The sequence below is a fragment of the Methylomonas sp. EFPC3 genome, assembly GCF_029643245.1.
Taxonomy (GTDB): Bacteria; Pseudomonadota; Gammaproteobacteria; order Methylococcales; family Methylomonadaceae; genus Methylomonas; species Methylomonas koyamae_B.
Genome location: NZ_CP116398.1, coordinates 3,975,382 through 3,996,838, shown reverse-complemented (window position 1 = coordinate 3,996,838; position 21,457 = coordinate 3,975,382). Strand labels below are relative to the sequence as shown.

Genomic DNA, 21,457 nt, shown 5'->3' with positions numbered 1-21,457 from the left:
ACGCGGGCACTTGGCTTGCCTCTGGCGAGTGGTGGAGCCAGGGAGGATCGAACTCCCGACCTCCTGCGTGCAAGGCAGGCGCTCTCCCAGCTGAGCTATGGCCCCGAAAACAGTCAAAAGACTAAAGCCGAAATCGTCAAGATCAAAACAGCAATCCGACGAATGTCTTTTGCGTGTTCAGTTGCCTTGTTGCTTTCGTCTTGCTTTTCGCGTTGGTGGGTCTGGGAGGATTTGAACCTCCGACCTCACCCTTATCAGGGGTGCGCTCTAACCAACTGAGCTACAGACCCAGGTGCGTCTTTCAATCGAAATAATTTGTTGTGGATACGTGTAACGGGATTCTGTCTTTGTAAGGAGGTGATCCAGCCCCAGGTTCCCCTAGGGCTACCTTGTTACGACTTCACCCCAGTCATGAATCACAAAGTGGTAAGCGCCCTCCCGAAGGTTAAACTACCTACTTCTTTTGCAACCCACTCCCATGGTGTGACGGGCGGTGTGTACAAGGCCCGGGAACGTATTCACCGCGGCATTCTGATCCGCGATTACTAGCGATTCCGACTTCACGCAGTCGAGTTGCAGACTGCGATCCGGACTGGGACCGGCTTTGTGGGATTTGCTTGACCTCACGGTTTCGCTGCCCTCTGTACCGGCCATTGTAGCACGTGTGTAGCCCTACCCATAAGGGCCATGATGACTTGACGTCGTCCCCACCTTCCTCCGGTTTATCACCGGCAGTCTCCCTAGAGTTCCCGACATTACTCGCTGGCAACTAAGGATAAGGGTTGCGCTCGTTACGGGACTTAACCCAACATTTCACAACACGAGCTGACGACAGCCATGCAGCACCTGTCTCTCGGTTCCCGAAGGCACCAAGTCATCTCTGACAAGTTCCGAGGATGTCAAGGGTAGGTAAGGTTCTTCGCGTTGCATCGAATTAAACCACATGCTCCACCGCTTGTGCGGGCCCCCGTCAATTCATTTGAGTTTTAGCCTTGCGGCCGTACTCCCCAGGCGGTCAACTTAATACGTTAGCTCCACTACTAAGTTCTTTAAGAACCCAACAGTTAGTTGACATCGTTTACGGCGTGGACTACCAGGGTATCTAATCCTGTTTGCTACCCACGCTTTCGTACCTCAGCGTCAGTTTGAGTCCAGAGAGCCGCCTTCGCCACTGGTGTTCCTTCAGATCTCTACGCATTTCACCGCTACACCTGAAATTCCACTCTCCTCTACTCAACTCTAGTTATCCAGTATCAAATGCAGTTCCCAGGTTAAGCCCGGGGCTTTCACATCTGACTTAAACAACCGCCTACGCACGCTTTACGCCCAGTAATTCCGATTAACGCTTGCACCCTCCGTATTACCGCGGCTGCTGGCACGGAGTTAGCCGGTGCTTCTTGTATGGGTAATGTCAGTCTACCGGGTATTAACCGATAGGTATTCCTTCCCATTGAAAGTGCTTTACAACCCTCAGGCCTTCTTCACACACGCGGTATTGCTGGATCAGGCTTTCGCCCATTGTCCAATATTCCCCACTGCTGCCTCCCGTAGGAGTCTGGGCCGTGTCTCAGTCCCAGTGTGGCTGATCATCCTCTCAGACCAGCTACGGATCGTCGCCTTGGTAGGCCTTTACCCCACCAACTAGCTAATCCGACATAGGCTCATCTATTAGCGCAAGGCCCGAAGGTCCCCTGCTTTCATCCGTAGATCGTATGCGGTATTAGCGTGAGTTTCCCCACGTTGTCCCCCACTAATAGGCAGATTCCTATGCATTACTCACCCGTCCGCCACTCATCAAAGGTGCAAGCACCTTATCAGCGTTCGACTTGCATGTGTTAAGCATACCGCCAGCGTTCAATCTGAGCCATGATCAAACTCTTCAGTTTAATTTTGGTTTGTCGCTAAGAAAGATTAGCGACCAATCTTGACTCGATTACAGAACGTAATTTATAAGCTTAAATTGACGTGGTCTGTACCGATAATTTCTAACAGAAATCGATCGCTACACATACCCACACAAATTATTTCGATTCAGTTTGTTAAAGAGCCAGAGCGTTTCGCCCTGTTGAGCCGACATATTCTACAGCAATCAGAAGTCATGTCAACCACTTTTTTCAGCGACTTTCGATTCAAACCTCCAAATCAAAAGCCACCAACTTACCAACCCCAAAACAACAGAGCCAGCAAGCCCACCACCAACCCAGGATTTAACCTTCAAATCCCCAAGCCGTCAGCAGTGAAGAGCCGCTCATTCTAGCCACACCTCTCCACTCTGTCAACATTTTAATTTCACTTTGGCAAACTTTCTTTTGCCGACCTGGTAAACATGAGAACTTGCAGTGATTATTCGCTTCGGATCATCCAGCTTTTCGCCATCGATTTTCACAGCGCCTTGCTTGATTAAACGCAACGCCTCCGAAGTACTCTCTACCAGTCCAGCATTTTTCAGTAGATTAGCAATTGGCAAACCTTCGCTCCCTGCATCCATCTCTATTTCAGCCAGATCTTCTGGTATAGCCCCTCTCTGAAACCGCGCTTCGAAATTTTCCAGCGCCGATTTGGCGGCAGCGAAACCATGAAACCGCTCGACGATTTCCTGCGCCAACGCGACTTTATAATTCCGCGGATTGTCACCATCCTCACACGCTTGCCGCCAACCCTCGATTTCCAGCATCGGCCGAAAACTCAAAAGCTTGAAATAGCGCCACATCAATTCGTCGGATATCGACATGATCTTGCCGAACATATCATCTGCCGCATCAGCAATACCTATATAGTTGTTCAGAGATTTCGACATCTTCTGCACCCCATCCAAGCCTTCCAGGATCGGCATGGTCAGGACTATCTGCGGCTTCTGACCATAAATCTCCTGCAATTGGCGCCCGACCAGCAAATTAAACTTTTGATCGGTTCCACCCAGCTCGAGATCCGCCTTCATGACTACAGAATCGTAACCCTGAATCAGCGGATATAAAAATTCATGAATCGCAATCGGCTGACCACCTTTATAACGCTTGCTGAAATCGTCCCGCTCCAGCATCCTGGCCACCGTGTGTTTTGCAGCCAACTGAATCAATTCCGCACTGGTCATTGCGCGCATCCACGCCGAATTGAATTTCACCTCGGTTTTTTCCGGATCCAATATTTTAAAAACCTGGGCTTGATAAGTCTTGGCATTCTCCAGCACCTCTTCCCTGCTCAACGGCTTCCGCGTGACATTTTTACCAGTCGGATCGCCTATCATCGCAGTGAAATCGCCGATCAAAAATTGAACGTTGTGGCCGGCATCTTGAAACTGCTTAAGCTTGTTGATCAGTACGGTATGCCCCAAATGTAAATCCGGAGCGGTCGGATCGAATCCGGCCTTGATCGTCAACGGTCGATTCTCTTCCAACTTCTTAACGAACTCGGATTCCAACAAGATTTCTTCAGCTCCGTAACGCAGCTGAGCCAAGGTTTCTTGCAACAAAACACTCTCCTAATAGCCTTCAGTTTTAGGGCGCGCATTATAAGTGATGCAACTGTATCAACGGATAAAAAATCCCCATTTGTTAGCCATGAACCATAAAATTGCCTACAATTGGGCATTCGACAAACAATGAAAAGTGATTGCTGTGAAGAACAGAATACTCAAGTCGGCGCTGTTAGGCGCTTGTACCGTTGTTGCCGCAAGTGCAAGTTACGGATTGATCCCGCACAAAGGCTTGGAAGACGCCAAAAGTCTGGAGCACGACAAACTGATCTCTTCCAGGCTTGATCGATACACCAATTACAATCAAGCCAAACCCAAAATCAAACACCTCGACGTCACCGAGGAACTGGAACACACCGTCAAAACCGGCGAAAACCTTTCCAGCATTTTTTCGGACTTAAACCTGAACCGCGAGGATCTGCATAAAATCATCCACGCCAACCCAACCGGCAAGCAATTCGCAGCGGTCGAGCCCGGCCAAGACGTGGTTGCCACGCTTAACGCCTCGGGAGAATTGGAACGCCTAACCTACGCCAAAAACCCGTTCGAAACCCTGATTGCGACCCGTCACGACGATGGCTTCGATGTCGAATTGCTCAGCAAAAAAGTCGATTATCAAGTCGCCAGCGCCAAGGCTACGATCCATTCCTCGCTGTTCGAAGACGGCACACAAGCAGGATTGCCGGAAAAGATCATTCTAAAACTGGCCGACATCTTCGCCTGGGACATCGATTTTGCGTTGAATTTGCGCGACGGCGACGAGTTCACCGTGGTCTATGAAAAGCTGTTCGTAGAAGGGCGCGAATTCGACACCGGCGACATCTTATCAGTGGAATTCGTCAACCAAGGTAAGACTTACACCGCAGTACGCTTCGAAGACAATCAGGGCAATACCGGTTATTACACGCCGGACGGCAACGGATTACGCAAAGCCTTCCTGCAAACGCCGATGGACTTCGCCAAAATCAGTTCGCACTTCAACCTGCACCGCAAACATCCGATATTGAACACGATTCGCGCCCACAAGGGAGTGGACTATTCCGCCGCCATCGGCACGCCTGTCAAAACCACCGGCGACGGCAAAATCGTGTTCCGCGGCGTCAGAAACGGTTACGGCAATGTGGTCGAAATCGAGCACGGTCAAAAATACTCCACACTTTACGCCCATCTGTCGGGTTTCAAATCCGGCCAGAAAGTGGGCAGCAGCATCAAACAAGGCGAAGTGATCGGTTACGTCGGCAAAACCGGCTTGGCCACCGGTCCGCATTTGCATTACGAATTCCGCATCGGCGGCCAACACGTCAATCCGGTCACGGTAAAGCTGCCTCATTCCATGCCGATGGACAAAGCCCTGCTGGCCAAATTCAAGACCCAAACCCAACCGCTGGTCGCGCAACTCAAACAAGCCAAAGGCGACGCTCAGGTCGCGCAGAATTAAACCGATGGCCGAACTTTATATCGGCTTGATGTCCGGGACCAGCATCGATGGCATCGATGCCGGTCTGGTCGACTTCGCTGGTAACAAGATTACGCTTGTCGAGTTCCATTACCAACCCTTCCCGCCGGCACTGAGACAATCCATTCAGGCAATCAGCCAAGCCAATCAGGCAGTGCGATTGCTAGATTATGGACACCTGGACAGCCAAATCGGCCGTTTATTCGGCGAAGCCGCCAATGCATTACTAAAAAAAACAGGAATACCAGCGAGCGCGATCAAAGCCATCGGCAGCCACGGCCAAACCGTTTATCATGCTCCGGACGGCAGCGACGGTTTCACACTGCAAATTGGCGATCCAAACCGGATTGCGGAAATCACCGGCATCACTACGGTTGCCGACTTTCGCCGCCGCGACATCGCCGCCGGCGGCCAGGGCGCACCACTAGTACCGGCGTTCCACCAAGCGCTATTTACCGACCCGAACCAGGCCAGAACCGTGGTCAACATCGGCGGCATCGCCAATATCACGATACTCGACGACAAACCGGTCATCGGTTTCGATACCGGCCCAGGCAATGGCCTGATCGACTATTGGTATCAGCAACACCATTCAGGCATGTTCGATCAGTCTGGGGAGTGGGCGGCCGGAGGCCACACTAACCAAGAGCTACTGGCCGCACTCAAAGACGACCCTTATTTCGATTTAACGCCACCGAAAAGCACCGGCAAAGAGTATTTTTCCGCAGCCTGGCTGAAGCGAAAAATCGAATCATTCGGCAACCTAACGGCTCAAGACGTTCAAGCGACGCTTTGCCAATTCAGCGCAGATTCGATTTCCGATGCCATCAGCCGGCACGCACCGGAAACCAAACAAGTGTTCATTTGCGGCGGCGGCGCACATAACCTGCATTTGCTGCAGTTGTTGGCGGAAAACTTAAGAGTTTCAATCGCATCGACAGCGGCCATCGGCGTCGATCCGGATCACGTCGAAGCGCTCGCATTCGCTTGGCTGGCCCGGCAAACTTTGAATCGCTTACCGGGTAACCTATGTAGTGTCACCGGCGCCAAGGCGCCGGTGATTTTGGGCGGAATATATCCTGGCCGAAACGGTTTAGGCTGAGAAAGACGAGCCGCAGCCGCAAGTGGTGGTGGCGTTGGGATTGCGGATCACGAATTGCGCACCCGACAAATCTTCCTTGTAGTCGATTTCTGCGCCGTTTAGATACTGGATGCTCATCGAATCAATCAATACCGTCACGCCGCCGTTGACGATCTGCGTATCGTCCTCGTTCACTTCTTCATCGAAAGTAAAGCCGTACTGGAAGCCGGAACAGCCGCCGCCACTGATATAAACCCGCAGTTTAAGATTGTCGTTACCTTCTTCTTGAATCAAACCCGCGACTTTTTGCGCAGCGCTATCGGTAAATACAATTGGATCGGCCATATAAAACTCTTAAGCAATTGAATGGGTAGGGAATTATGACTATCCCCAGTATTTTGGTCAACAATTATTGTGATACCTTGACCCGGCTGGCCTTTTAACCCACCGGCAACTCAAATCGCAGTAAAATCAGGGTCCGTTTCCGCTGCAATCGAGGAGATACCGATGCTGATCACGTTTCTGAGACATGCTACGGCGGAGGATCGCGCCTTATCAAAAGCCGATAGCGATCGAGCGCTCACCGAAAAAGGCGCAAAACAGGTCAAACGGCTGGCGATCTTCTGTGAAAGAAATCGACTCTTGCCAAGCAAGCTATATTGCAGTCCGGCGCTACGGGCCCAACAGACCGCAACTTTACTGCATGACCACTTGCCCAACTGCCCCGCTGCGCTTAGCGTCGATTGGCTGACCATCGGCACCGAACCGCAACAACTGCTGGCACAACTTAAACGACTGGCCGATCTCGGCGAAGACAATGTCTGGTTAGTGGGGCATGAACCCGATCTTTCCGAGGCTATCGCCGCACTCTTAAACATGTCGGCCACGGCATTGTGCATCAAGAAAGCGTCGTTAACCCGCCTCAATGCCGACTTCAGTGATCCGCAATCGGTCACGCTGCTGTGGAGTCTGCCGTGCGGCTTGATGCGTTGATCTGTTTCGACTGGGCTTGATTCGGTAACAAACGGCCGGCAATTTCGTCGTCGTCCAGGTAGCACCCCGGATCTTCGGCCCAAAAATCGCCGGTCAGTTGCTGTGCCCGAACCCGGGTGTTGCCATTGCATATAGACTGGTAGCCGCAACTGCCGCACCGCCCCTGCAAAGGCCGCGGCGAAGCTTTCAGGCCGGCCATTAGGGGATCGGAGACATCCTGCCAGATTTCGGAAAACGGCCGCTGACGAACATTGCCCAAGCCGTAATGCCACCAGAACGTGTCGGGATGCACATTCCCCAGGTTATCGATATTGGCGACATTGACACCGGAAGCGTTGCCGCCCCATTGCCGCAGTTTGGCCTGGATGTGCTCGGCCCGCTCCGGGAAGCGGCGTTTGACCCAGTGCAGGAAATAGACGGCGTCGGCGTCGTTGTTGCCGGTCACCACTTCCCGGTGCAGGCCTTGTTTTTCCCAGCTCAACGACTTTTCAAACAGGCTATCCATTACTTTGCGGGTCAACTGAAACTCGGCATCGTCCTTGCGGTTTTTGTTGCCTCGTCCGCCGTAATTCAAGTGCGACAGATAAAATTTGTCGATGTCCTCGTCGTCCATCAATTGCAATAAGTTATCGAAATCATGGGCGTTGTCTTGGGTCAGCGTGAAGCGCACGCCAGCCTTGATACCGTGGTCGCGACATAAACGGATGCCGGCCAGCGAGGCATCGAACGAGCCCTGTTTCTGGCGAAATTTGTCGTGTGCCTCGCTCATGCCGTCGAGACTGACGCCGATGTACTGGTAATCGATCGCGGCAATTTGCTCTATATTGCTGGAGTTGATCAACGTGCCGTTGCTGGATAAGGCCACGTAAAAGCCCATGTCCCGCGCACGTTGCGAAATCGGAAAAATATCGGGATGCAACAGCGGTTCGCCGCCCGACAAAATCAGCACCGGCACCTTAAAGGCCTTTAAATCGTCCATCACCGTGTAGATTTCCGGCGTCGACAATTCCCCGGGAAAGTTGATGTCTGCCGAAGTCGTGTAACAGTGCTTGCAAGTCAGATTGCAGCGGCGAATCAGATTCCAGATCACCACCGGCCCGGAAGGCTTGCGCGCCGGTTTTAACGGTGTTGGCTCAAGTACCTCACGCATGTATTGGCTGAGTCTGAACATGCTTATCCCCCGATACGCAAACCGGTTTTTTTCAAAATTTTGCTGCTGTACAGTACCTCGTGCCCGCGCGCGTGATCGCCCAACAGCTCGGCAATGATGGCGACCTGGCGTTCGGCATCCTGCTCGGTCTTACCGTGTACCATCGCAAATAAGTTATACGGCCAGTCCGGTAAGTGGCGCGGGCGCTGGTAACAATGACTGACGAATGGCAACGCGGCAATCTGCCGGCCCAAGCGGTCGACATCATCATCGCCCACATCCCAAACGGTCATGCCGTTGTGGCGATAGCCCAGTTTGTAGTGGTTGGGCACCGCGGCGATCCGGCGGATGACGCCGGTCTGTTGCATTTCGGCCATGTGCAGCATCACGACCTGGACAGACAAACCCAATTGCTCGGCGACGGCTTGATAGGGCTCGGCAACCAACGGTAAGCCGGCTTGGGTAGCCTGGATAATTTGGCGGTCTATCTCATCGATACTCATCAAGCTTCCAATTGCAAACCGACGTAATATTCATTGATTTTCGGCATGTTATAGACGGTCAGACCGGTCAGCCGTTCGATCTCGGCAATCACGCTCGCCACCTGTTGCGGCTGTTCGGTGGCCAAGACAAACCACATGTTCAAGGCGTGGTTGCGAGCGTAGTTGTGGGCGACCTCGGGAAAGGCGTTGACGATTTCGGTGACTTCGTCAAAGCGTTCCTCCGGTACCTTGATGGCGGCCAGGGTCAACGCGCCGCCCATTTGCTCGGCGTGGTACATCGGCCCGAACCGCGACAACACGCCATCGGCCAGCAAGGCCCGCAGGCGCGTCAACAAACAGTCTTCGGTCAAACCCAGTTCTTCGGCGACCCGTCGATAGGGCGATTCGCAGATCGGGAAACCTTGCTGCAGGCGATTGACGATGCGTTTATCGATGGTATCCATGGCGTCACACATTTTGCCATTCGCATGCAGCGGGAACGACCGCATCCCGTTCGACACGGTTTGGTGGGTCGTTGGCGGCCTCCGCCGGCGCCGAATAGCGCGCACCGCGTTGTTTAAAGCAGCGCCGGCTAAACAATACTTCGTAGGGATAAGCCGCCAGCGCGCAATCATGTCTTAACACCGCCCATTGCTCCAACACCACTTCCCGGCTTTTGCCATGGATCATGCAATACAGGTTGTAAGGCCAAACCTCGCCCTGGCGCGGCCGCTGATAGCAGAGATTGACGCAGGCTTGTTGACTGATCAGGGCTCCGACGTCGGCGACACGCTCGTCCGGAACATTCATCACGATCATTGCATTGGCCCGGTAGCCGAGTTGGCGATGCTTGACAACCACCCCCCAGCGCTTGATCAAACCTTGCGCGCGCAAGCGCGATAGACGCTGGATCACGTCCTGTTCGCTCAAACCCAAATCCTCAGCAATTGCCGCATAAGGCCGTGCCGTGATCGGCAGACCGGCCTGGACGGCGGCAATCAAACGATGATCAACGGCATCAATCATGCAAATTCAATTCAAACCCGAGATTGATGAAATAGTCGGCCAACATCGGCAATAACATCGCCGGATAACCGCTGCGGTTCTCGATATCCGCAATCACGGCGCGCAAATGCGCCTCGTCGTCGGCCACCGCTACAAACCACAAGTTAAAACGATTTTCCCGTTCGTAGTTATGATTGACTTCCGGACAAGCGCTGACCAAGTCGGCAACCCGCGCCAGATCGTGATCCGGCACCGCCATCGCCACCAGCGCGCTGCTGCCGATGCTGTTCGGCGCAATGACCGGACCGATGCGGCTGATCATCCGTTGCGCCGACAATTCTTCAAAAGCGTGCAGTACAACCTCTTCGCTGACGCCGAGTTGATCGGCAATATCGCGATACGGTGTGGGGCTGAGCGGAAAATCCTGCTGGTAATCGTTGAGCAGGCGTTTGTGCAAGGGTGCCAGCATCGTCACCAACCTATGCGATTGGCGCGGTCGGTGAAAAAAATGCCGCTGGGTTTTTGGGCGGGCAGACGGGCTATTTCGGCCAGGGTTTCCGTATCGTAAACCATCAGCCGATCGTCGTCGCGCACCGCCAGCCAGACTGTTTCGCCGCGCGGACTGAATTCCATGTGCAACACCGCCTTGCCGGGTTGCAAGGTTTTGACGATGTTGAAATTCTTGACGTCGATGACCTGCACGGCCTGGTTATCGGGGAACGCGAAATTCACCCAGATTTGGCGGCCGTCGGGCCGGGCACTGACGAAAACCGGCTGGCCGGCCAGCGGAATGCGCTTGACCAGTTCCCAATCGGTTTTGTCGATGACCAGTACCTCATGCTGCCCGATGGCCGGCACGAACAGCCAGTCGCCGGCCATCGTCCAGCCCTCCAGATGGGGCATTTTGTAGACTGGTAGTTGCTCGTCGTCCTTGCCGTAGTCTTCGAGGATATGCTCGACGCCTTTTTCCGGCTGCCATAAATCCAGCAGTGCCAAACCTTTTTCGCCGAACAGGCCGGCCGCATAGAAATGGCCGTCCGGGCTCAACAACGCATCGTAGGGCTGCTTACCGATGTCCTGGTATTTTTTGACGACTGGTTGACGCGGATTTTTGGCGTCGATCAGCCAGATTTCGTTGGCTTCGAACAGGCTGCACACGAAACGCTGACCCGGCGCGTCAACCAAGCCGACCACTTTGGACAACTTGCTATCGTCGCCGTAGACCGCCGGAATCTCGGCCAATTGCTCCAAGCTTTCGGCGTCGAACAGCTTCACCCCGCCCGGCGTGTAATTGGAGACGGCAATCACTTTACCGTCCTGAGATATGGCGCCGCCGATACTGTTGCCGGCCTGCACGATCCGTTTGTCGATTTTGTCCTGCAACAGATCGATTTTGCTTAATCCGCCGTCACGACCGAATACATAGGCGTAACGCTGATCGCGGGAAAATACCACCGAGGCATGCGACAAATCGCCCAGACCTTCGATGCGGCTCAGCATAGCTGGTTTGGTAGTATTGACGATTTGAATAGTGCCGGCTTCGCGCTCGATCACGACGCCCAAATCGCCGGTCGCCCGAAAATCGGCGCAAGCCGAGCCGGCAACGGCCAGAGCAGACAACAACACGGAAGCCAAAAGTTTCATGAAAACCCTGTTCTGAAAATTATTCCGTTCCAACAAATCCGCAGCCGGCCGCCGCCCTTTAGCTAAGCCGGCTTCAGCGTTGGCGCAGACGCGCAAGCATCCAGCTGATCTCGGCATCGTTCAAAAACGGTTGCCACGCCGGCATAGCCGTGCCGGCCCGGCCGTTACGAATCACGTCGAACAATAACGCATCGCTTTTGTCGGCCAAGGCGTCCGGCATCAACGAAGGCCCCAATCCACCCTTGGGCGGCAGGCCATGGCAGGAACCGCAATCGTGCTTCAGCATATTGGTCAATTCCTGCTGGCGCCCGGCGCCCGGCTCTTCGGCGTACACGCTGAAACAAAACGCGCCGAGCAGCCAGGCAATCCGCATCGCTTAAGGCTTGACGCTGCCGTAATAGGCGGCGATATCCGCAATCTCGCTATCGGTCAGCGAACCGGCTATCGCGTTCATGATGTCCGACTTGCGGGTCTTATCGCGGTATTGCTTGATCGCGGTTTTCAAATATTCCGGATCGCGCCCACCCAGCGGCGGAAACGGGGCATCGGCGCTGGGCATACGAATGCCATGGCATTGTGCGCAAACCATTCCGGCTTTATATTGACCGACATATAAACTGACCGCCTGGGCATTGCCGGCGACCAACATCGTCGCCAGCATTGCAGCACTGTAACGGGCTATTTTCATTTGTGTTGCTCCATTTCGTCAGGCGACAAACCGCGGGTCATGTATTTGACTCGGCCTCTGGAGAAAATCCCTGCCGGGCTTTCCATCGGAATGCTGGCGACTTTTTGCAGACTGTGGGAATCGTAAACCACGACTTCGTCACCGTTATAGCCAGCCGAAATGTAAAGGAATTTACCGTCGGCGCTGTATTCCGGGAAGTAGGCGTGGCCGCCGACATCCAGGGTTTTGGCGACTTCCAGGGTTTTCTTGTCGATCAACTGCACGGTGCGGGCACGCCGGTCTTTACTGATGATATCCACCGCGACATAAGGTGCGTTGGCATGAGCGGCCGGCGATTCGGTACCGCCGGAGACTGGCACTTGCTTGACGACTTCCATTTTGTCCAAGTCCCAAACGCTGACCACGGTTTTGTCGCAATCGCCGAAATTGGTACCAAAGCCCAAGGTACGACCGTCGACCACCACCGCCGAGCCGCCGCCGACGTGCGGCACGCAACCGGCCGGCAGTTGTTTGATCAATTCGCGTTTTTCCAAATCGATCGCGGCGACGATGCTGTCGTCATAGGACGCAATCATCAATTTTTTGCCGCCGTGGGTCAGAAAGGCATCGTGCAAGTGGCGACCGACTTTCTCGATCTTGGTCACTGGAAAGCCGTCTTTTTTGTAATCGACCACCCAGACTTGGCCGGCGTTTTCCAAGGCAATCGCAAAAATATCGGCGTACGGCGTACCGATGATCATGCCGGAATCCGAGGACACGTGTTTGCCGTCCGGATCGATACCTTCCAATTCGAAGGTTTTCAACGGCTCCAAAGTGTCGGCGTCCAGGATCACGGCGTTATGCGGCACGAACGAGCCGGCCATGATGTATTTGCCGTCGCGCGATACGCCCATGCCGGGACCGTTCCAGCCGGTTTTGATGCTGCGCACCGCTTTCATTGAGTACAAATCGACTTTAAAAATCTCGGCGGTGTCGGTTTTGACATAAGCCCAACGCGGATTGGCCGGATTGAAATCGATAATATGCGCCGCGGTGCCGGTCGCAACCTCACCAACTTTCTGGTGAGTCGCACTATTGATGAAGATGGCTTTAGAGCCTTCGCCGCGGCCGTATTTGCCGCGGGCAGCGACTCCGATCAGGTTCTCGAATTTATCGTCGATCTGAAACGTCGGCTTGGCTGGCAACGTGCTTTCGTCTTTGACGTAGACTTTCAACGATTTTTTCATGTCGTCTATGGTCCAGGCCGGATTCGGTTGTTTCGGCGTTTCCTGCAAGTGCTTGATCACGCCGCGGATCTCGTCGTCGCTCAATCGGCCGTAGAACGGCGGCATCAAAGTGTCGAAGCTGCCGACCATGACGATGGTGCGCAACGCGGTTGGACTGCGGCCTTTCAACGTGGCCGAGTTCAACGCCGGCGCCAAATAGCCGCCGTGGTCGGAGCCGTGGCAGCTCGCGCAATTGTCCTGATACAACTGATGCATGTCTTCGGTCTTGGCTAACGCCACTCCGGACGACAAGAGCATGATGATGGAACTCGCCAGTAATTTTTTACCCATTATTGTTGTTTTTTTCATCTAAATTTCCTGCCATCCGCAAGTTAAAAAAAGAGCCAACTTGGTGCATTAAACCATAAAAGACCGTAACGGGCAGCGCTGCGGATTCCCATGATAAAATGACAACTTGTTGACTCCAGGCCGAATGTTATAAGCTAAAGTTTCGATTCGCTATCAATTTACCGCTTGATAGGCGCCCTTGTCAACCCGACGCGGCTCAAACAGAATGCAATTTATGCAAAAGACTGATATCTATGAACTTATCGAGTGCATGACCACGTTAATCCGCTCGGAAGAGCGGAAAAAGTGCACCGAATTAGGCCTGCAACCGGTCCACTTCCAAGTGTTGAACTACTTATCGCGCTGCAACAAGTACAGCAACACGCCGGCCGCTGTCGCCAATTATCTGGGCATGACCCGCGGTACGGTGTCGCAATCGCTGATCATTTTGGAAAAAAAGGGCTACATCGGCAAAACGCCCGACACTAACGACAAACGCGTCGTGCACTTGCACCTGCTGCCCGACGGCGCCGAAATCCTGAAGCAAGCCCGGCCCTCCGACCTGTTCACCAGCGCCACGGCGATTTTACAGCAAAGCGAGTCGCCGCCATCCGACGCCAACGTATTCCAACAAGCCCTGACCGCGCTGCAAAAAGCCAACCAGTCGCAATCCTTCGGCGTGTGTAAAACCTGCCGCAATTTCAGCGAGAAAGACGGCGGCTTTTTCTGCCTGCTGACCCAGGAAAAACTCAGCGTCGAAGACAGCCAACAAATCTGCCAGGAACACAACCCGGTCTAAGACCGCGGAGCACGGCATCGCGGCTAGCGTCCGCACGGCACACCCGTTTCGGGGGAACAATTATGACGATAGCCAGAATAGCGATAACGCCGGGCGAACCGGCCGGCATCGGCCCGGATTTAACCGTACAACTCGTGCAACGAGCGCTGCAATGCCAACCGGTGGCCGTCGCCGACCCGGAACTATTGGCGCAGCGGGCCGAAAAATTGGGACTGCCGCTAACCATCGAACCGTTCGAGCCGGACCGGCCGGCCCTGCCGCATCGACCTGGCACACTGTCGGTGTTACCGCTAAAGCTCAGCGCAGCGGCGGTCTGCGGCCGGCTGAATCCGGACAACAGCCACTACGTGCTGGAAACCATCCGCCAGGCCACATTAGGCTGCCTGAGCGGCACGTTCTCGGCTATGGTCACCGGCCCAGTGCATAAAGCCGCGATCAACGATGCCGGCTTCCGCTTCAGCGGCCATACCGAATTCATCGCCGAACTGTGCGCTGCCGATCCGGTGATGATGCTGGCGACGCCGGGGCTGCGGGTCGCGCTGGCCACCACCCATCTGCCTTTGGCCCAGGTCAGCGCCGCGATCACGGCCGAGTCTTTGCGCCGAGTCATCAAAGTACTGGACCACGATTTGCGCCGGCGCTTCCGCATCGCGGAGCCGCGGATTCTGGTATGCGGCCTGAACCCGCACGCCGGCGAAAACGGCCACCTCGGCCACGAAGAAACCAAAATTATCGAACCGACGCTGGAGCGCCTGCGCAGTGAGGGCATCCATCTTTACGGCCCATTGCCCGCCGACACCCTGTTCACCCCCAAATACCTGGACCATGCCGACGCCGTACTGGCGATGTACCACGACCAAGGCCTGCCGGTCTTGAAATTCAAAGGCTTCGGCCAAGCCGTCAACGTCACCCTCGGCCTGCCCATCGTCCGCACCTCGGTCGACCACGGCACCGCACTGGAACTGGCCGGCACCGGCAAAGCCGAGATCGGCAGCTTGCAATTTGCATTGCAGACAGCTTTGGATATGAGCATAGGAACAAAATAAAGGAAGCGGCGATGACTGAATCGATACCGGAACCCGAGCACTGGAGTACCCAAAGTTTTCTGGCGCATTTCATGCGAGTTCACGATCAAATGCCCGATCGCTCGTTTGCTTTTATCCTTGGAGCCGGGGCATCGCGGGCTTCCGGGATTCCGACCGGCGGCGAGCTGGTGCAAAAATGGCTGGCAGAGTTGCATCAACGCGCCGAGACGCAAGACGCGCTAACGGACTGGGCCACGTCCGACAATCTGCAAATCTCAGGCTTCGATTACACCCGGAAAGCCGAGTTTTACCCGCAAATTTACGAACGCCGCTTTCGCCGCGATCCGGAAGAAGGCTATGCCGATTTGGAAGCGGTAATGGCGGACAGGGAACCCAGCTTCGGATACTCGGTACTCTCCAACATCCTCGACCAGACCCGGCATAAAGTGGTGATTACCACCAACTTCGACAATCTGGTCGCCGATGCCTTATCGATTTATACCCGCTCTTATCCCTTGGTATGCGGCCACGAGTCGTTGGCTGGCTTCGTCCGCACCCGTTTGCGTCGACCGTTAATCGCTAAAATCCATCGCGATCTGTTGTTCGCGCCGATCAACGACGGCGATGGCGTCAACCACTTGGCGGACGGTTGGGAACAGCCCTTAACCCGGCTGTTTTCCCACCACACCCCCATCGTACTGGGCTACGGCGGCAACGACGGCAGCCTGATGGACTTTTTACGTGCGATGCCAACCGAAACAATTCCCGGCGGCATCTTTTGGTGCTATCGCAAAGACGACGGCTTGCCCAGTGATAGAATCCGCACCTTAGTCGCTCAGCACAACGGCGCATTGGTGCCTGTAGTGGGTTTCGACGAATTCATGCTGCAATTGCACAACCAACTTGAATATCAATTTTTGGCGGATGCGGTCAGACAACGCGCCGAGGATCGCGCCAAACAATATCAAACCCAAGTGGACGAAATTCAAAAACGACTGGATAGCGCCACCGACGATCAATCGCCAGAAACTCAGGCCGTCAAACAAGCCTTGCACGACAGCGTTGCCCGGCAAAAACTCAAAAGCTGGTGGGATTGGGAAATCAAAGCCAAGCAAGCAAAAGACGCTGACGAACGCGAACGGATTTATCGCGCTGGTTTGGCCCAATTCCCTGACAGCGCAGGATTGACCGGCAATTTCGCTAACTTCATGAAAAATAATTGCCGGGATTACGACGAAGCCGAACGCCTGTACCGTAAAGCCATAGAACTCGATCCGAATGACGCAGATTACACCGGCAATTTCGCCCTGTTTAAGGCGAATGTTCGCAAGAATTACGACGAGGCCGAACGTCTCTACCGCAAAGCTTTGCAACTCGACCCCAATAGCGCTAACAAAACCGGCAATTTCGCCCTCTTTATGACGAATATTCGTAAGGAATACGACGAGGCCGAAAGTCTCTACCGCAAAGCTTTGCAACTCGATCCAAACCACGCCAACAACGCCGGCAATTTTGCCACCTTCATGGCGAACATCAACCAGGATTACGATGAGGCCGAGCGCCTGTACCGCAAAGCCCTACAACTCGATCCGAATAGCACCTACCACACCGGCAATTTCGCCTGTTTGAAGCTGATACAAAACCAATTAACTGAAGCGGAAACCTTGGCAAGGCAAGCCTGGCAACTCAGCGCCGGCCAAAGCGAACAAGTCGGCGCCGAAGCGGCGCTTTATCTAGGCTTGATCTCGCGGTTGCGACAAAGCAACGACATCGCCGCTTTGGGACGATTGAAAACTTTGCTGCAAACTGGTTTCGACCGACTCAGCTGGTCTTTCGATGCGCTGTTAATGGCCATGCAAGACCGATTGGATGCAGAAGACTTCTCGCTATACAGCGCATTAGCCGCAGCCATTCTCGACAACGACAGAGTTGCCGAATTGGACCAATATGCGCGCTGGCGGGAAATCTCGCCCATCGAACTGAATACGACCTGGGAAGACCAACAACCAACCGGTTCCGATTAAATTCAATAACGCATCTCCATGACCCACACCGCCCGCAAACGCTTCGGCCAAAACTTTCTGCAAGATTTCCGCATCATCCAAGACATTTTGGATTATGCCCACCCGCAAGCGGGCGAACACTGGGTCGAAATCGGCCCCGGTCTGGGCGCGCTGACCAAGCCGTTGCTGGACAGCGGCGTGAAATTGGACGTGGTCGAGCTGGACCGGGACTTGGTGACGCGCTTGCAAAAGCAGTTTGCCGGCAACGCCAACATCAACATCCACAGCGCCGACGCGCTGAAGTTCGACTTCAGCGGCTTGGCCGGGGCCGGCGAAAAATTGCGGGTGATCGGCAACCTGCCCTACAACATCTCCACGCCGCTGATGTTTCATTTGCTGGAAACCACGAGCTGCATCGAAGACATGCATTTCATGCTGCAAAAAGAAGTGGTGGACCGGATTTGCGCTGAACCGGGCAGTAAAAAATACGGCCGGCTCAGCGTGATGATGCAGTACTACTGCGAGGCGGAGTGGCTGTTCGACGTGCCGCCGGAAAGCTTCGATCCGGTACCCGCGGTGATGTCGGCCATCGTCCGACTGGCGCCGCATGCCGCGCCGCCGGCCGCCGTCGGCAACCTGGACGACTTCAACAGCTTGGTCAGCCAAGCGTTCTCGCAGCGGCGTAAGACCATTCGCAATTCCTTGAAAAATCTGGTCGAAGCGGAGCTCCTGGACGAGCTCGGCATCGACAGCAACTTGCGCGCCGAAGCCGTGACACTGGAACAATTTGCCGCGCTAAGCCGGCGCATTGCCACTCCCCGCTAAGCAAAACAGCGGCAATGTTTAGGTCTGCCCGGCTATGCAGCGGCGGATCAGGCCGATCAACTCTGCGATATTGAACGGTTTGGTGACGTAGGCCTGGAATCCGGCCGCCATGTAGCGGGCCACATCCTCGCTCATGGCATCCGCACTGATCGCAATCACCGGAACGGCGGCTGTCGCCGGATCGCGGCGCAAATCGCGCAAGGCAGCCTCGCCGCTCATACCCGGCAAATTGATGTCCATCAACACCAAATCCGGTTGCAAGGCCCGGATCATGGGCAAGGCTTGCTCGGCGCTGGCGGCGACGTCAAGCTGCAACTCCGGCAGCCGCCGGAATACTTGGCGCATCACGTCGACGTTCACCGAGTTGTCCTCGACATACACCACCTTGCCGCAGACACCCTCGCCGACAACAGCATTCACGCCGGCGTCTTCGGCGTCCACCGCCTCGGAAATGTACTCTGGCTCCGGCTCGGCCACAGCCAACTCCACCCAGAAATGGCTGCCGACGCCCTCCCGGCTTTCGCAGCCGATACGCCCGCCCATGACCTCGGCCAATTGTTTGCAAATCACCAAACCGATACCGGTACCTTCGATGGAGCTGCGCTCCGCACCCAGGCGCTGAAACGGCTTGAACAATTCGGACTGGTAGCGCTCCGGGATACCTATTCCGGTGTCTGTCACATCGATTGTTACGGTCTTCCCTTGAATCCGATAATCCAAATCGACCGTGCCGCCGTCCCGGTTGTATTTGACGGCATTGGAGACCAGATTCAGCAACAACTGCCTGAGCTTGTCGAGATCGGCCTTGACCGCTAACGCCGGGCTCTGTGCCGCCGGCTGGCTCTCAGCGGCGGTATCGTCGCGACGGCACAGGCGCAATTCAATGCCGCGGGCCGAAGCCATGGTCGACAACAACAGGATGACTTCCTTGAACACCGGCAGCAATGCCACCGGCACCAATTTGAGTTCGGTTTTGCCGGACTCGATACGAACCAGATCCAGAATTTCGTTGACCAGTTTCAGCAAGTGCCGGCCGCTGCCGAGTATCATCCGCACCGAACCGAGTTGCCCTTCGGTCAAAGGTTCGTCTGTATCGGACTCCAGCAGTTGGCTGAATCCGATGACGGAATTCAAAGGCGTACGCAGTTCGTGGCTCATACTGGATAAAAACACCGACTTGGCGCGATTGGCCGACTCTGCGACCTCCTTGGCCTGTGCCAATTTTTCCTCAGCCTGCTTCCGCTCGGTGACATCCAGCATGATGCCGGTCCACACCACCGATTCGCCGTTGGCCGCCGGATTGGGCTGGGCGGTCAATTGCAGCCATTTCAAGCGACCGGACAGCGCGATGATACGAAACTCGGCATTGAAATAACGCCCTTCCCGGCTGGCGTTTTGCTCTTCGACGGCCAGCCGCGGCAGATCGTCGGGGTGAATCAAGCGGGTGAAAGCCCTTGCGTCGCCGAGCACAGCCTCCGGCTCCAGCTCCAAAATGTCGCGGCAGCGCGGACCGACATAGAGAAAACCGGCATCGGGTCGAGGCGGTAACACGTAATCGCAGAGCATGCCCGGCACCGTGGCGGCAATGTTGCGAAATCGCGCTTCGCTCTTACGCAAGGCTTGCTCCATTGCTTTGCGCTCGCTGATGTCGGTGATAAAACCGTGCCACAGAACATCACCGTTTTCCAGCCGGGTCGGCGTAGCATGGCCTTCCAGCCAAATCTCGCCATGCTCGGGATGGATCACGCGGTACTCGTCGCGCCAAACATTCAGGCTCTCGGCGGAAAGCGCGATACTCCGCCGTACTCTTTCCAAATCGTCCGGATGCAATACCTCGAACATCGGCGCCGCGTCGACACGCACGGCAGCGGGATCGACGCCGTAAACACCGTAAATGCCGGCACTGGCGTAGGGAAAGCAGGAACGGCCATCGGCCCGCAGCAGGAACTGGTAGATCATGCCCGGCAAGTTAGCGGTCATTTTCTCTTGGCGACTCAGCACGCGGAATATTGCGCGACGGCTCCGCATTTGCAGATAGGCAAATCCGCCTAGCAGTATCAGTATGGTCAGCGTACCGGCCAACCAGGGATACAGCCAGGACAGGTCCTGGCCGTCGGGATGGTAGATCATGCCGCTAAAATCGAATCTTTCCGGCAGCATACCCAGGCGGGTGTAAATATCGGCGATGTGCTGCCAGCGCGACTCGCTGTTGTGCCCCAATTCGATCAGGTCGGCCATGATGAAGCGGCGGTATTGTCTGGCCTCCCACTTCAGATGTTCCAACGGCCTTTCGGGGATGTATTCGCGCTGAATCAACTCGGCGATTTCGTCAGGATGCTGCAACGCATAGGCCCACCCCTTCAAGCTTGCCGCCCGAAAGGCCCTGACGCGCTGCGGGTACCGTTTGACTTGTGCCTCGCTGGTAAACAGGGTATCGCCGTAGAAATCGATACCGGCGTCGATAGCCCGCAACTCGGTGTAACCGATGCCGGCCTGATGCAGCGTGTAAGGCTGATCGGGAGAGTAGGCGGAAATCGCGTCGGTACGGCCTTCGATCAGATCGTCGATGTTTTGGCTATGGGTCTGGCGCTGGTAATCGGCAGGGTGCAGACCGGATTGAATGAAATACGCCAGCAATTCGGCGTCGTTCGGCCCGTACATTACCCGCTTGCCGGCCAAATCGGCAACGTCGCGGATGCCGCTGCCGTGGCGCACCACCAAGCTCAGCGGCGAATGTTGGATGATGGGAGCCAATACCACTACCGGCAATCCGCTGGCTCTATCCAAAATCAACTGGGAATTGCCGACCCCAAACTCGGCCTGTCCCGATGCCACCGTTTCCGAAACCGAACGCTCCTGACCGCCTTCGACGATGCTGACCCGCAGCCCGGCGTCCTGGTAAAACCCCTTGTGTAGCGCCGCGTAGTAGCCGGCGAACTGGAATTGGTGTTTCCACTTCAGTTGCAGCGTTACCGTGTCCGGGGCTTGCACGGCGCCGGCAATCCGGACGACCGCGAACAGCAACACTATCAAACCGATTCTCGATACAGCCATGCCGACTGGCCTCCTATATTCCAAGACCGATATCCGGCATAGGCAGCGAATCGCTCGCGGGATTAGCGGTTTGGCATAAGCATAACCCGTTTTCCGGAAAGCGCACCTCCGCCAGCCGCCGGCTTGAGCGATCGACACCCGAAACTTGCGACGCCGGACAAATCAGCAAGCCTTCGATAAATGCGTTAAAATGCGGCATTTTTCTTAAACGTTAACCAAGCCGGATT

The 21,457-nt window shown here is 55.2% G+C and carries 19 protein-coding genes, 2 tRNA genes and 1 rRNA gene; 7 read left to right on the top strand and 15 right to left on the bottom strand.

The genetic code is table 11. The annotated features are described in order from the left end of the window. Positions 1-29 precede the first annotated feature (29 nt). The 4 genes from PL263_RS18135 to tyrS form a co-directional block, all read right to left on the bottom strand. A tRNA-Ala gene (locus PL263_RS18135) sits at positions 30-105 on the bottom strand. 108 nt (positions 106-213) lie between these two features. Then, positions 214-290 (bottom strand) — tRNA-Ile (locus tag PL263_RS18130). Between the two features lie 60 nt (positions 291-350). Continuing rightward, a 16S ribosomal RNA gene (locus tag PL263_RS18125) occupies positions 351-1,886 on the bottom strand. Positions 1,887-2,275: 389 nt separating this feature from the next. Beyond that, positions 2,276-3,454: a tyrosine--tRNA ligase gene (tyrS, locus tag PL263_RS18120; protein ID WP_278212894.1), complete on the bottom strand. Its 1,179-nt coding sequence runs from the start codon at positions 3,452-3,454 to the stop codon at positions 2,276-2,278. A 160-nt stretch (positions 3,455-3,614) separates the two neighbouring features. Here tyrS and PL263_RS18115 point away from each other — a divergent pair, with 160 nt between their 5' ends. Further along, entirely contained in the window at positions 3,615-4,910 is a 1,296-nt protein-coding gene (locus PL263_RS18115) for a peptidoglycan DD-metalloendopeptidase family protein (RefSeq protein WP_278210686.1), read from the top strand. Between the two features lie 4 nt (positions 4,911-4,914). Continuing rightward, positions 4,915-6,030 (top strand): anhydro-N-acetylmuramic acid kinase, encoded by a 1,116-nt coding sequence (locus PL263_RS18110; RefSeq protein WP_278210684.1) that lies wholly within the window; start codon positions 4,915-4,917, stop codon positions 6,028-6,030. Here the strand turns inward: PL263_RS18110 and erpA are convergent. Next, positions 6,022-6,354, bottom strand: a complete 333-nt coding sequence (gene erpA / locus PL263_RS18105) for an iron-sulfur cluster insertion protein ErpA (RefSeq protein ID WP_064020540.1) — start codon at positions 6,352-6,354, stop codon at positions 6,022-6,024. The two genes, PL263_RS18110 and erpA, sit on opposite strands and share 9 nt — an antisense overlap. 162 nt (positions 6,355-6,516) lie before the next feature. Here erpA and PL263_RS18100 point away from each other — a divergent pair, with 162 nt between their 5' ends. Further along, complete coding sequence (locus PL263_RS18100; protein WP_278210681.1) at positions 6,517-7,002, top strand: histidine phosphatase family protein; 486 nt, start codon at positions 6,517-6,519, stop codon at positions 7,000-7,002. Here PL263_RS18100 and nirJ read toward each other — a convergent pair. From nirJ to PL263_RS18055, 9 genes are all read right to left on the bottom strand, one after another. After that, positions 6,962-8,173, bottom strand: a complete 1,212-nt coding sequence (gene nirJ / locus PL263_RS18095) for a heme d1 biosynthesis radical SAM protein NirJ (protein ID WP_278210679.1) — start codon at positions 8,171-8,173, stop codon at positions 6,962-6,964. The two genes, PL263_RS18100 and nirJ, sit on opposite strands and share 41 nt — an antisense overlap. Before the next feature lie 2 nt (positions 8,174-8,175). After that, entirely contained in the window at positions 8,176-8,655 is a 480-nt protein-coding gene (locus tag PL263_RS18090) for an Lrp/AsnC family transcriptional regulator (RefSeq protein WP_278210677.1), read from the bottom strand. After that, complete coding sequence (locus tag PL263_RS18085) at positions 8,655-9,098, bottom strand: AsnC family transcriptional regulator (protein WP_278210676.1); 444 nt, start codon at positions 9,096-9,098, stop codon at positions 8,655-8,657. Before PL263_RS18085 ends, PL263_RS18090 begins: the two co-directional genes overlap by 1 nt. A gap of 4 nt (positions 9,099-9,102) precedes the next feature. Beyond that, positions 9,103-9,660 carry an AsnC family transcriptional regulator gene (locus tag PL263_RS18080; protein ID WP_278210675.1) on the bottom strand — a complete coding sequence of 186 codons (558 nt, stop codon included), beginning with the start codon at positions 9,658-9,660 and terminating at the stop codon, positions 9,103-9,105. After that, positions 9,653-10,108 (bottom strand): Lrp/AsnC family transcriptional regulator, encoded by a 456-nt coding sequence (locus tag PL263_RS18075; protein ID WP_186289578.1) that lies wholly within the window; start codon positions 10,106-10,108, stop codon positions 9,653-9,655. The genes PL263_RS18080 and PL263_RS18075 overlap by 8 nt, the downstream gene beginning before the upstream one ends. A 2-nt stretch (positions 10,109-10,110) precedes the next feature. Beyond that, a complete protein-coding gene (locus tag PL263_RS18070; protein ID WP_278210674.1) occupies positions 10,111-11,283 on the bottom strand; it encodes a cytochrome D1 domain-containing protein in 1,173 nt (390 codons plus the stop codon). A gap of 73 nt (positions 11,284-11,356) precedes the next feature. Then, on the bottom strand, positions 11,357-11,656 hold the full coding sequence (locus PL263_RS18065; protein ID WP_278210673.1) for a cytochrome c: 300 nt from the start codon (positions 11,654-11,656) through the stop codon (positions 11,357-11,359). Between the two features lie 3 nt (positions 11,657-11,659). Beyond that, on the bottom strand, positions 11,660-11,971 hold the full coding sequence (locus PL263_RS18060) for a c-type cytochrome (protein WP_140912432.1): 312 nt from the start codon (positions 11,969-11,971) through the stop codon (positions 11,660-11,662). Then, entirely contained in the window at positions 11,968-13,545 is a 1,578-nt protein-coding gene (locus tag PL263_RS18055) for a nitrite reductase (RefSeq protein WP_278210672.1), read from the bottom strand. The genes PL263_RS18060 and PL263_RS18055 overlap by 4 nt, the downstream gene beginning before the upstream one ends. Positions 13,546-13,750: 205 nt before the next feature. On the opposite strand from PL263_RS18055, the gene PL263_RS18050 reads away from it, so the two are divergent. From PL263_RS18050 to rsmA, 4 genes are all read left to right on the top strand, one after another. After that, positions 13,751-14,323, top strand: a complete 573-nt coding sequence (locus PL263_RS18050; protein ID WP_278210671.1) for a MarR family winged helix-turn-helix transcriptional regulator — start codon at positions 13,751-13,753, stop codon at positions 14,321-14,323. A 62-nt stretch (positions 14,324-14,385) separates the two neighbouring features. Further along, positions 14,386-15,369 (top strand): 4-hydroxythreonine-4-phosphate dehydrogenase PdxA, encoded by a 984-nt coding sequence (pdxA, locus tag PL263_RS18045; protein WP_347568922.1) that lies wholly within the window; start codon positions 14,386-14,388, stop codon positions 15,367-15,369. A gap of 11 nt (positions 15,370-15,380) precedes the next feature. Beyond that, on the top strand, positions 15,381-17,372 hold the full coding sequence (locus PL263_RS18040; protein WP_278210670.1) for a tetratricopeptide repeat protein: 1,992 nt from the start codon (positions 15,381-15,383) through the stop codon (positions 17,370-17,372). An 18-nt stretch (positions 17,373-17,390) separates the two neighbouring features. Then, on the top strand, positions 17,391-18,176 hold the full coding sequence (gene rsmA / locus PL263_RS18035; protein WP_278210669.1) for a 16S rRNA (adenine(1518)-N(6)/adenine(1519)-N(6))-dimethyltransferase RsmA: 786 nt from the start codon (positions 17,391-17,393) through the stop codon (positions 18,174-18,176). An 18-nt stretch (positions 18,177-18,194) separates the two neighbouring features. Here rsmA and PL263_RS18030 read toward each other — a convergent pair whose 3' ends face one another. Next, positions 18,195-21,230, bottom strand: a complete 3,036-nt coding sequence (locus PL263_RS18030; protein WP_278210668.1) for an ABC transporter substrate-binding protein — start codon at positions 21,228-21,230, stop codon at positions 18,195-18,197. Positions 21,231-21,457: the final 227 nt, after the last annotated feature.